We start from the raw sequence: 12,448 nt of genomic DNA, 5'->3' as shown, positions 1-12,448 counted from the left end.
TTCTCTGATTTTTATCAATTAATTCCTGGTGGGAATGAATGGAGCTAAAAGACCTGCATTATTTGCTGGCAGTGAAGGAGACCGGACATCTTGGCAAAGCGGCCCAATCCCTTGGTATCACTCAGCCAGCGCTGACCAAATGTCTCCAGCGGCTGGAAAAGTTCTATGCCACACGGCTGATTTTAAAGGTCGGGCGCGGTATGCAACTGACGGAAGCGGGACTGCTACTTTGTGAACGTGCTCAAAAAGTGGTGCATATGATGCAGGTGACGCGCCAGGATTTACAGGCGCTGGGGGCCGGTACCGCAGGGGTGATTCGACTCGGGGTGGCGGCTACGGCGGCGGAATTTATGCTGCCGATGTTAAGCCGCGATCTGCTGCACAAAGCACCGACAGCCCGGCTTGAAGTGACGGTCGGCATGAACGACCTGCTGCAGAAACTGCTGCGGGAAAACAAAATCGATCTGATCCTGGGCTTTCTGCCGGATGGCAATAGCGAGTTTGTCACTCGCCCATTGATTGACGATCCCGTGGTGATTGCCGCCAGCCGCCGTCATCCGCTGGCAAATATTCATCCTACGCCGGAACAGCTGGAGCAATACAGCTGGCTGCTGCCGTCGTCGAATGTTGCTACGCGCCAGTGGCTGGAGCAGCGCCTGCGCAGCGGAGGCTATGCGCCACCCAGGGTCCAGATGGAAAGTAATACACTGTCGCCGCTACGCCAGGTGATCGCCAGTACACAGCTACTGAGTTTTCTCTCACGCCGTTTGCTGAAAGGCGAGGGTGATGACGCCATGCTGGTGGAGATCCCGTTGCCGTTGGTTACCATGCCGCGAACTTTTGGCTGGCAGTTCCGGTCGTTAAGTGAACTATCACCGGCATCCCGTTTGCTGGTTGAATTAGCGGAAAAACGCTGGCACTGGTAACAGTCCGTCATGTAGTGGCGCAATTTATTGCGCCTCTTTAGCCGCATCGCCGTAATACACCCGCGCGATAAATCGCGCCGCCAGGACACAAGCACACAGATTTACTGTTGTGATAATACCCTCCCTCAACTCTTTCGTATTATTACCCATTGAAGAATAAGTGAATTTTATCCAGGAAACTTTTGGCTGAAGATTAACAATTTCTTGCAATAGAAATCTTAATGCGTATATTTCTCATTTGCTTTCTTAACGACATGTTTACTGTCGCGCTGTGAGTGCCCGGACGGCACAGTCAGGCGCTTCCTCTTACCTGACATTTATTCTTCAACTCCTTTGCGGCGGGATGCCAGCAGACGTCAGCGGGTGTGTCGTCATCTAAATAAAAATAAGTTGATTGAGGAATATTATGTCTTTCGAAGTTAAGCGGGTCAGGGGATCGCAACCAGCATTACGCCTTTCCATGCTGGCGCTGTTCATTGCATCAGGTATCGCTCATGCGGCTGAAGCCAATAACAAGGAACAAACGCTGACGGTAAACGCCAGCACCGACGATCAGCAGCAGCAGGCCGCCAGTGATTACAATGTGCCGGTTACCCGGGCTGCCACCAAAATGGCTCTGACCGCACGCGACACGCCTCAGTCCATCAGCGTTATCAGCAAACAGCGTATGCAGGATCAACAGCTGGAAACGCTGAATGATGTTTTAAAAAATACCACCGGCATCAGCGAATTTAATTCCGGCGCGAACCGCAGCAATTACTACTCGCGCGGTTTTATGATCGATAACTATCAGATCGATGGCGTCCCGGTACTGATTGATTCCCAGTGGAATATCGGCGATACCCTGGCTGATACGGCCATTTATGATCGGGTCGAAGTGGTGCGCGGTGCGACGGGTTTAATGACCGGTGCAGGCAGCCCGGCGGCTTCGATCAATATGATTCGCAAGCAAGCCGACAGCAAAGAATTCAAAGGCGATGTCTCAGCCAGCTATGGCAGCTGGGATAACCAGCGTTATGTCGCCGATCTCTCTGCCCCGCTGACGGAGTCAGGCAATGTACGTGGTCGTGTGGTAGCGGGTTACCAGGATGGAGACAGCTGGCTGGATAACTACCATACCCAGAAGAAGTTCCTGTATGGCGTGGTTAATGCCGATCTGACCGATTCCACCACGCTGTCCCTGGGATATGATTATCAGGAAACCAATATCTCGGGCGCAACCTGGGGTGGTCTGCCGACGTTCTATCTTGATGGCAGCAAAACCAATTATTCTCGCAGCACTAACCTGGCTCCTGACTGGGCGTACAACAATAGCGACTCAAAATCCGTCTTTGCCAGCCTGAAGCAGGAATTTAACAACGGCTGGCAGTTCACCCTGAGTGGCACCCACACTGAAGCCACCATGGACAGTAAGCTGCTGTATATCGATGGTTACTTTGATAAAACCACTGGCATCGGTATTGGGCCTTATGCGGGTTATGACCTGCTCGGCGGCACCGGTTATAACACCGCGAAGCGCAAGGAAAATTCTGTTGATGCTTACGTCAGCGGCCCGTATGAGCTGTTTGGTCGTCAGCATGAGATGATGGCTGGCGTGACCTGGATTCGCCAGAATGATCGTTACTTCAGTTCATCCACCAGTTTCACCTCAGCCGATGTCGGTGATTTTAATGAGTGGGGTAATTATCCGGAGCCAGACTGGGATCCTCAGTCGCTGTCTCAGGACAATACGATCAATCAGAAATCAGCCTATCTGGCGACGCGCATTTCGCTGGCGGATCCGTTGCATCTGATCCTCGGCGCGCGCTACACCAAATACACCGCCGATACGCTGACGCAGAATATGGAAAAGAACAACATCACGCCTTACGCGGGCCTGGTGTATGACATCAACGATACATATTCCGCCTACGCCAGCTACACCTCAATTTTCAAACCACAAACCTACCGCGATGTTAACGGCGCTTACCTTTCACCGGTTACCGGCAAAAGCTATGAAACCGGGATCAAAGGTGACTGGCTGAATAGCCGCTTGACGGCTTCAGTGGCCGTCTTCCGTATCGAGCAGGATCACCTGGGGGCAACGGATTACGCGCTGGTTAATGGCGGCACGGATTATGCCTACTATGAGCAAAACGGCACGGTCAGCAAAGGTATTGAATTCGAAATCAACGGTGCGGTGACGGATAACCTGCAAATGACCTTCGGCGCGACTCGTTATGTGGCGAAAGACGGTGATGGTGAAGCGCTGAATCCCACTCAGCCGCGCACTTCTCTGAAGTTCTTCACCAGCTATCGCTTGCCGATGCTCCAGGATCTGACGGTAGGTGGCGGTGTTAACTGGCAGACCCATACCTGGGATCATGTGGCCGGTCCGGATGGTGCGAGCACGTTGTATGCCGATCAGGGCAGCTATGCGTTGGTTGACCTGTTTACGCGCTATCGCGTGAACAAGCAGCTGTCAATCCAGGCGAACCTGAATAACCTGTTCGACAAAACCTACAACATTGATGTGGGCAGAAACACGGTATATGGTGCGCCGCGTAACGTCTCCATCTCAGCAAACTATCGTTTCTAATTGGCTGCTTGATGTTAAAAGAGGAGGGGATGCTTTGGCATCCCCTCTGTTTTTACTGCAGATCAACATTGAGAGCCGGAGCACCAAAACTAACCAGCACAGCGTTTGAGGCGGTGAAATAATCACGCCAGAACGCTTCGAGCTGCTGCAATACTTTTCCTGAGCGATAGTTATTTTTCGCATCGGTATCAATCAAACCTGCGCCAGCGACAAACACCTTTGCCCCGGAAAAATCAGTCAACAGGTTCTGACTTTTGACCTGCTCAAGTTCTTTTTGGGGTGACAGTAAACGCAACGCGTTATTGCGATAAAAACTATCGAACGCACTGTTTTCCAGCATGTCCGAGATCAGAAACACCGTGCGTGATTGAACAGCATCCTGTTGCAGATCGCTGCTTATGCGTTTCAGGCTGTCAAGGATTTCGCTTTTCGCGATATTATCCCCTTTCTCTGCAAAACTCTTTGCCATCAAAGAACCTACGGTTTTCGCAAAGAAACTTTTTTGTTCCGCCAGGCATTGGTCGAGATGCTTCAGACTCTCCATGCCCAGATTGTCGCGGATTTTCTTATCCACCAGCAGCGGCTCAAGGCGTCCGTCGAACAAGCGCTGCATAAAATTATTTTGCAGCAACGCAGAAAACTGATACAGCACCACGCGATCGCCAGGTTGACTAAATCGCAGGATTTGCTGCCAGCTGGCGTTCTTGATCTCCAGAGGAACTTTTACCGTCTGATCGATAATCACCACCAATTCGCGACCACTACTGGCTGGGCGATATTGGGTTAATTTCGTGAAATCATAACAGCCGGGAATATCATTGCGTTCGGCCGCCTGAGCCAGGGCGCTTGCCCCGGCCAGCAGCAACAGACATGCTGTGATAAGCCTCACCTTAGCCACCCCTGGCTTTATGTAAAACCAGCTGGACTTTGCGACGATGCTGCAAAGCCTCAAACGGCAGTCCAGCGTCTTCAGCAACGAGCAGGAGTTCCTCATCGTTAAGTACGGTCAAATCCCCCAGCTCCGCAATGCGGGCTTTGTCATCTGCGTTGTTTGGTTCAAGCGCCACCGGGGTGAGGGGCGCGGGTGCAGGTTCAACCACTAATGCCGGTTCTGGCTTATGCATCTCGCGAACATGAGCGGCAGGAACATATGACTGACGCGATGCAGCATGCTCATCGGCCTCGATTTTGTCGCGCTGTTTACCGCGAACATATTCATCAAAGGTGCGAACGTCATTTCTGGCGTTACTGGCACTGCTGGCGCGCTGCATCGCCATACGATTTTGCAAACTGGCCAGTTTATCCTGGGCATCACGTTCGACACGCTCACGACGCATGGCATACCATGCCGCGAACTCTTCTGAGCCACTGAAGTTACCGACGTATTTCGCCGCCTGCCGGGATTCAATACCCACCAGCGAGCGGTAATAGCCAATCAGAATGCCAATAAGCTGCACCCCAATAAAGATCACCGAAAGGATAATAAACGTCAGTTTTGAAGCAAAGACGCGATTGTCAGTCACTTCCTTTGCAGCCTGCTGATCGGCTTGCTGATTATCTTCAATCGCCTGTTGTGGCAGTTCAAATGGTGAACCTGTAGTGACCGCGCTGGTCTGGCTAAAAGGCGTGCCATTCACTGCCTGAGTTTCAGCAGCATTGATAGTGGCAGCGCGAATAAAATAGGCACCAATCGCAAAGGTGATAATCAGCAGCAGGGTGACAACGGTTTGAACATACTGAGGTTTTGCCCCGATACCGTGTTGAACGCGGTTAAGCATTTGCAGATAGCTGGGGGCATCATCATCGATGCGGGTGTTCTCCAGCGAAACTTCAGGATCTTTCTTCAGCGCCTGAGCATTTCCTTCAAGATGCGCTTCTTTATGCCAGTAGCGGATTTTTTTCAGCAGCGTATTTTTGTGCAGTTGTGTCCCCATCAGATGCGTTGCGGGGACGAGGATCACCCCAATCAACACCGAAACCACAATTGCGGACAATTCAGCCTGGTTTGCTGAAATATTGTTAGCAATGAAAGGGGACAGAACCAGGGCAAAGATGAACGCTTCAAGGATCACCAGTGCGATACTGCACAGCCACAATAACACGCTGGTGGGTTTGCGCCCTCGTTCATCGACTTTGTTGAGATAATTGACGCAGCGGAGATAAAAATCGGCGTCGCGGTTTGAAATACTGTGAAACTGATAAAATTTGCCGCACAGCGCTTCTTCTGCCGGATGCCAGATTAATTTGCCAGTGCCAGGGCGGCGTGATTCATGGCTGCGAGAAAGGCGGCTGATAGTCCCAATCACGGGTAACGAACAAAAAAGGTTAAGGAAAAAGTAGCGTACCTGCTCCCACCATTTTATGACTGTGATAGTTAACGCCAGCAGGGCGAAAAGTGGCCAAAAAATATAGCGATAGGTCGCGATAGTCTGAAATAAGGTATTTAAAATTTCCATTCGATAATATTCCGTTATCCACGCTGGGGAGCATAGTCAGCCAGCCAGGGCTGGCGGTGGTTGCTGTAAAACAATTGGCCTTGCTGAGCCGGATGACCGGACTTTGGTAACAGCAGATCAAGACAGGAAACAGGTTGCTGCTGGGCGTTTTCGATATAGACACGGTAAAGAATACTGTCCTCACCTTCCCAGCTATTCGCGATGCCGGACATTGCTGTCAGTGAGGTGCGTTTCCCCTGGGCGTAGTCGGGCGTAATGATTATCTGTGGATTTTTGGTCACTTTTGCTCCGTCTTTCAAGACCGATACCGGAGTAAGGGTGACGAGGTTGCCATTTACCAATCCGGCCCAGGCACGACCATTCATATTCGGCAGGAATGCCTGTGTTTCGTGTTTCTCAACCGGTTGGCCGCTGGCGAGATTTTTCGCCAATCCACTCACGCGTGGCAGGTCGGTCAGACAACTCCCTGCGACATTGCTGGCCTGTGCCTGGCTGATCAGGCTAAACCCCTGAGATAGTGGCTTCAGGTTACTGGCGAGTCCTGTCGGATGTGTGGAGGCGGGTGAACCACCAAAGTCGATAAAATTGGCTGGATTGGTCACGACGGCACTTGCCATTGGCGTCGCCATCACCTGCGTCGACGCAACTGGCGTTTTTTTGGTGGTAGTCTGCGTCTTCTTCTTCGGCTGCGCTGTGCGAGCCAGCGTATTTTCGGCGGCTGAACTGTAACGCAAATAACGTGGGTTATTATCTTCCAGGGCCAGACGCTGGCGCAGCAGACCTTCATTGGCCAGGGCCACAATTTCCACCCGGCGATTCTGTGCCCGCCCGCTGTCTGAGTCGTTGTTAGCTAACGGACGCGATGAACCCACTCCCTGGAAATAGAGCTGGCTGGCCTTGATACCGCTCTGTTCCAGTACCAGCCCCACATTATGAGCCCGAGCCTCGGAAAGCTGCTGGTTATACGCCGGGCTGCCGGTGGCATCGGTATGTCCCACGACCAGTAGCACGCCTTTGTCATCCTGCTGACCACTTCTCATCGCGGCAGCAATTTTCTGTACCTGGCGCAAACCGGCGCTGGTGAGATCAGCGCTGCCACTGTTAAACATGGAGCCATCCTCAACCTGGGCAACGAACCCCACCTGATCATGCTTGCTATTTTCCTGCGCCCTCAATGCCTCGGTACTAATGCGGATTTTTTCTTCCTGGGCGATTTTTTCCAGCGCCTGTTCGCGACTCTGCCAGACGTTGCCCACGGCACATCCTGCTACGCCACCTGCCAGCCCACCGACCAGCGCTTTTTTAGCGTCATGAGTAACGAGATAGGTTATGCCACCGCCCAATGCGGCACCGCCAATACAGCCAGCGGCTGTGCCGTAATCACGGGCGAAATCATGCATGGATGAGCAACTGCTGGTGAGAGAGGCTGCGATCAATACGGATGCAGCCTTCTTAACAAAGGGTGAATTCACATCTATTCCTTGATTAAAAAAGCATCAGTACGTAGTTTGAGTGAGTCCCGAATTAATAAAAAAAATTCACCTGTTGTTATCGTCAGTAAAATCTTCAACTTTAGTTTTTAATTAAAATATATTTGATTCAATATGATAAAGGTGGCGAGAAAGGGGGGATGGAAGTGAAGGTGGTTTTTAGATAAGCAGTAATGATCAATGCCAGTCAGATTGCACTGACTGGCATCGTGGTGATGGTTATTTTTTCGCTCTGGCCGCCGCGACCAGGCCATCCAGCCAGTCCTGATGACCATTGATCATTGGGTTCGGCTGCGCTTTTGCCAGTTCTTTTGCCGGGTTACCGTTCTGTGTTTCCTGGGTCAGAATGCGCACGCGGTTGTCGGACAGATCTTCCACCAGCCAGGCATGCAGGACGTCAAGACGATCATCAGCACCTTCCTCGCCTGCCCAGCCATGCCAGGCAACGCGGCCAGGTTCACCGGCTGATGGCGCAACATACTCCGTCACACGCGCTTCCACCGGGAAACCAAAGGTCTCGAAGTAGAAACGGTCATCCTGTGCCAGCACCGGGCCTTTGTTATCGTAAAAGCGGGCATTGGCTGAGTTTTTGTAATAGGTCGGCCACAGCGACGGTGTCGCCAGCAATGGCCAGATCTCTGCCGCAGTCAGGCCTGCGACAATCACTTCATTCGAGCAGTAATTATCAGTAAAACCCGGTACAAAGCCTTCTGGCCAGACAATGGCATTCATTTTCATGTTCGTCACCTCTCATTGATTTGATGGGACAAGCATGGGCGAACTTCTCATATAAGTGAAATGGCGAGTCATGATATGAGATATCATCAGTTTTTATTTCAGGTTTTATCGTGCCGTTACACGACTCAGGCAATCTTTTGCGAAGTCTGCACTGCACTCGCCAGCTTCAGGTTTTCTGTCGGAACCTGGTGTGCAAACAATTGGGTGGAGAGATAACTGCTGCCACCGTCCGCCAGCAATATCACGATCCGCTTGCCGTGATTTTCCTCACGATTCGCCACCTGTTGTGCCGCCCAAAGTACCGCACCTGAAGAATCGCCCACCAATACCCCTTCAGTCAGGGCCAGCTGGCGGGCGGCCTCATAGGCCTGCCAGGTTTCCACTGCAATCACCTCGTCATAGACGCGATGGTCGAGGTTGGCTGGAATACGTTCCGCTGGCTGATTGCTAAACGCATGTACGCCGGTGATTTCCAGTGGTTCCGGGCGTAGCTCACTTGGCTGGGAACCGACACCTGGCTCGACAGCAATAATCTGTATAGCCGGGTTTTGTGCCTTCAGATAACGTCCGGTGCCGGAAAGGGTGCCGCCGGTTCCGACGGCGGCGATAAAGATATCCACATCGCCTGCACTGTCGCGCCAGATCTCCGGGCCGGTGGTTTGTTCGTGGATCGCTGGGTTGGCGGGGTTCTCAAGCTGTAACAGGAAATGCACCTCCGGTTCCTGTGTGGTGACTTGCTCAGCTAACCAGCGCGTCGCCGCCACAAAATCACCATTGCTGGCATCATAAAATGCTTTAAATCCCTCGATGGCGCTGAATGGCACCACTTCTGCACCATAGGCCTGGATCAGCTGGCTACGTTCAATGCTGACAAAATCGTTAATATATACCCGGAATTTATAACCTTTGGCTGCGGCAATCGCTGCCAGACCAATGCCGGTATTGCCGCTGGTGGTTTCTACCAGCGTATCGCCAGGCTTAATAATACCGTCGCGTTCGGCAGCCTCAATCATGCTCAGCGCGATACGATCTTTCACGCTGTGATTGGGGTTGAACAGTTCCAGTTTCGCGATCAAATCTGCCTTAATATGTTGCCGGGATGCATAGCGCGCGAGACGCAGCAGCGGCGTATTACCAATCAGTTCAATGATGGATCCAGCTATCTTTGCAGTCATCGTCAACCTCATACAGGTAAGGAGTTGCGGTAAGGATTACCATTTCACTGCGCTACGCTGCCATGCCAGCGTGCGATCCCGAACCAGGAACAGCAGCGAAATCAGAGAAGAAAACAGCAACGCCATCACAATTAGCGCGGCATACATATTGGCGTAAGCTGCCCAGCCTTGCGCCCATTGCAGATACCAGCCCAGGCCTGATTTGACCCCCATCATTTCCGCGGCGACCAGCACCGAAAAAGACGCCCCAAGTCCCATAAACAGGCCAACAAACAGATGGGGTAACGACGCCGGTACGGCGACACGCAGTACCAGGAATAACGAGTTAGCGCCGAGTGTGCGGGCGACATCGTAATAACGGCTATCGACACTGGCGACGCCGGACCAGGTCAGCACCGTGACCGGGAACCAGGTTGCCAGCGCAATCAGGAATACCGCCGCAGAGAAGCTGGAAGGGAAGAAATAAAGCGACAGTGGCAGCAGCGCGGTTGAGGGCACCGGGCCAAGGAAACGTAATATCGGGTGCACCCAATATCCCAGTCCGCGTGACCAGCCGATCGCCACCCCGGTGACAAACCCCATCAGGCTGCCATATACAAAGCCCAGGGCGAGCAGACGCAGCGAATTTAATACGCTATCGAGCAGGCGTGGCCAGTCCGTCGCATAGGCTTCAATCAGAGCACGCGGTGGTGCGAAGAAGGGAACGGGCAGCAACGCCAGCTTGGCGGTAACGGTCTCCCACAGGCCGATGAGCAAAGCCAGCGCGATTAGCCAGGGGCCGTAGCGCCTGAGCGGGGCCGCCAGACTCAGACGGGGGAATAGCCCGGTCACAATCGTCAGCACGCTGAGTAAACCGGCAAAAGCAGCGAACAATTCATGGGTTTCATTAACGTAGCGGGGTGCCGCAAAGCCCACTGGCTTATCCGGCACCGTCACCATCAGCGCCAGCAGCATCCACCACAGCACCAGCGCTCCCCAGATAGCAGGATCAATACGGCGCACCACCTGATGGCCGCGGGTTATTGTCAAGGTGTCACTGGCCATCATCCTCTCCTTAACTGGACATGTTACTCATCGAGGCCATATTGCTGGCATGTTGGTGAGTGGACGTCTTCGTCAGCAATTGCGGTACGTAGTGTTCAGCAAAACGCTGTGCATCGGTGTCTGGCCGGATCACGTTGATTTTCTTCAGCTCATCCACGTATACCGCCACTTCACTACGCAGCTGCGTCCCGGTGGAGTGATGGTGATGGGTGTGCTCTTTGAGCATGGCGGTGATGTCTTCCACCGGTACCGAGCCAGGCACGAAAGGCTGGAAGATCCGCGCGGTTTCCTCCGGATGATCGGCGGTCCACTGCTGGGCATCAACAATCGCCTGGGTAATCGCACGCGCAGTGGCGGGATCGTCACGAACCAGCGAGCCGCGCAACCCAAGGACACAGCAGGTGAGGTGGGCATATTCACCATTCAGGTTGTTATCGACCTCCACCAGATTGTGGGCTTTTTTCAGCAGCCAGCCCTGCGGATCGTCGGTAGCCAGCGCCTGCACTTCGCCCTTGCGCAGCGCTTCACCAAACAGGTCAGGCGGATATTGCAACCAGTTCACCTGGGTATCGGGATCGATTCCCTGTTTCGCCAGCTGAATAGCGAAAAAATTGCGGATAGGGCTGGCCTGATCGCTCACCGCGACCGACTTACCCACCAGATCTTTTACCTGGTGAATGCCGCTGTTTTGCGGGGCCAGCAGGCGCATACAACCACCGTGAGTACCGACTGTGAGATCGACATCGAATCCCTGCTCCAGCGGCTTGAGCCAGCGCAGTGCCATGCCAATACCTCCATCAGCCTGTCCAGTGGCAATCGCCTGCAACAGCGCATCGGTTGGCCCGCTGAAATTGACCGGCTCCACATTCAGGCCATATTTTTTGAAAAATCCTTGCTTTAAGGCCACGGAAATCGGGGCCTGACAGACGGCTGTTTGCCCCCAGGCCAGTTTGATGGTTTTCAGCGGCGCATCTGCCGCCAATACCGAGGGATTCACCATTGTCGCGGCACCTAATAAACCCAGGCCACGTAATAATGAACGACGCGTCAGAGAGATATTTTGCATTGCCATATTCCTTCCTTGTAAAAAAACACTGGGGACATGATGGCAAACGCCTCGCAGGCGACAAAATAACAATCCCGCATGTCTTCATGCAGTTTCTCCTTATGAAAATCAGACACAATGTTTTCTGGAATTTATATTTTCCCCCCCGATGAAAGTGGCGGATATTTTTTATTTGGTGAATTTCAGGAGTCATTAAATGGCGAGTGAATTATCGGGCGTTAATATTGATATTCAGAAGGTTAACCACCATTTCAGCCTTGAAGGGCAAAACTTGCCGGTGCTGGAGGATATTAATCTGCAAGTGAAAGCCGGTGAATTCGTTGCGCTGCTCGGGCCATCGGGCTGTGGCAAATCCACCCTATTACGATTGCTGGCAGGGCTGGAGCAGCCCGCCAGCGGGTTGCTGGTGGAAGAAGGACGCGCAATCACCGCCCCGGATCCTTCGCGCGTGGTGGTTTTTCAGGATCCAACGCTTTATCCGTGGCGCACGGTTTATGACAATGTCGGACTGGGACTGCAGATTCGTGGCGAAAGCCGGGCGACGCGTCAACAGCGTATCAACGCGATGCTGGAGCGCGTCGGACTCACCCAGTTTGCCCGCGCCTGGCCACACCAGTTATCCGGCGGTATGGCGCAACGTGCGGCGCTGGCACGGGCGTTGGTCAACCATCCACGCCTGCTGATCCTGGATGAGCCGCTTGGTAAGCTGGATTCTCTCACCCGGTTGCGGATGCAGCAGGAGATTGTCGATTTGTGGCAGGAGCAGCAATTCACTACCCTGATGGTCACGCATGATGTTGAAGAGGCGCTGGTGATGGCTAATCGCGTGGTGGTCTTCAGCCCACGTCCGGCAAAGATACTGGACATTATTACGGTGGCGCTGCCCTGGCCGCGCCGCCGCGATGATGCGCAACTGGTCGCGTTGCGCAGCCACATTCTGGACTTGCTGGGGTCGGAACGCGCGGCGGCTTAAAT

The 12,448-nt window shown here is 53.2% G+C and carries 10 protein-coding genes; 3 read left to right on the top strand and 7 right to left on the bottom strand.

The window, feature by feature from the left end; all coding sequences use genetic code 11:
• Positions 1–38: 38 nt before the first annotated feature.
• Together CUN67_RS22850 and fhuE are read left to right on the top strand one after the other, a co-directional pair.
• Complete coding sequence (locus CUN67_RS22850; protein WP_208717744.1) at positions 39–926, top strand: LysR family transcriptional regulator; 888 nt, start codon at positions 39–41, stop codon at positions 924–926.
• Between the two features lie 406 nt (positions 927–1,332).
• Positions 1,333–3,504, top strand: coding sequence for a ferric-rhodotorulic acid/ferric-coprogen receptor FhuE (gene fhuE, locus CUN67_RS22845; RefSeq protein WP_208717743.1), 2,172 nt, complete (start codon positions 1,333–1,335; stop codon positions 3,502–3,504).
• A gap of 52 nt (positions 3,505–3,556) precedes the next feature.
• Here the strand turns inward: fhuE and CUN67_RS22840 are convergent, their stop codons facing one another.
• The 7 genes from CUN67_RS22840 to CUN67_RS22810 form a co-directional block, all read right to left on the bottom strand.
• Positions 3,557–4,393, bottom strand: coding sequence for a hypothetical protein (locus tag CUN67_RS22840; RefSeq protein WP_208717742.1), 837 nt, complete (start codon positions 4,391–4,393; stop codon positions 3,557–3,559).
• A 1-nt stretch (position 4,394) separates the two neighbouring features.
• Positions 4,395–5,960, bottom strand: coding sequence for a hypothetical protein (locus CUN67_RS22835; protein ID WP_208717741.1), 1,566 nt, complete (start codon positions 5,958–5,960; stop codon positions 4,395–4,397).
• A 14-nt stretch (positions 5,961–5,974) separates the two neighbouring features.
• A complete protein-coding gene (locus tag CUN67_RS22830; protein WP_208717740.1) occupies positions 5,975–7,432 on the bottom strand; it encodes an OmpA family protein in 1,458 nt (485 codons plus the stop codon).
• Positions 7,433–7,669: 237 nt separating this feature from the next.
• Positions 7,670–8,182, bottom strand: a complete 513-nt coding sequence (locus CUN67_RS22825) for an SRPBCC domain-containing protein (protein ID WP_208717861.1) — start codon at positions 8,180–8,182, stop codon at positions 7,670–7,672.
• A gap of 131 nt (positions 8,183–8,313) precedes the next feature.
• Positions 8,314–9,363 (bottom strand): PLP-dependent cysteine synthase family protein, encoded by a 1,050-nt coding sequence (locus CUN67_RS22820; protein ID WP_208717739.1) that lies wholly within the window; start codon positions 9,361–9,363, stop codon positions 8,314–8,316.
• A gap of 36 nt (positions 9,364–9,399) precedes the next feature.
• Positions 9,400–10,407 carry an ABC transporter permease gene (locus tag CUN67_RS22815; RefSeq protein WP_208717860.1) on the bottom strand — a complete coding sequence of 336 codons (1,008 nt, stop codon included), beginning with the start codon at positions 10,405–10,407 and terminating at the stop codon, positions 9,400–9,402.
• 10 nt (positions 10,408–10,417) lie between these two features.
• Positions 10,418–11,479 (bottom strand): ABC transporter substrate-binding protein, encoded by a 1,062-nt coding sequence (locus tag CUN67_RS22810; protein ID WP_208717738.1) that lies wholly within the window; start codon positions 11,477–11,479, stop codon positions 10,418–10,420.
• Between the two features lie 190 nt (positions 11,480–11,669).
• On the opposite strand from CUN67_RS22810, the gene CUN67_RS22805 reads away from it, so the two are divergent.
• Positions 11,670–12,446 (top strand): ABC transporter ATP-binding protein, encoded by a 777-nt coding sequence (locus CUN67_RS22805; RefSeq protein WP_208717737.1) that lies wholly within the window; start codon positions 11,670–11,672, stop codon positions 12,444–12,446.
• Positions 12,447–12,448: the final 2 nt, after the last annotated feature.

This window comes from Pantoea cypripedii, from assembly GCF_011395035.1.
GTDB lineage: Bacteria > Pseudomonadota > Gammaproteobacteria > Enterobacterales > Enterobacteriaceae > Pantoea > Pantoea cypripedii_A.
Note: the sequence above shows the minus strand (reverse complement) of the source record. Positions and strands in the feature narration are given on the sequence as shown.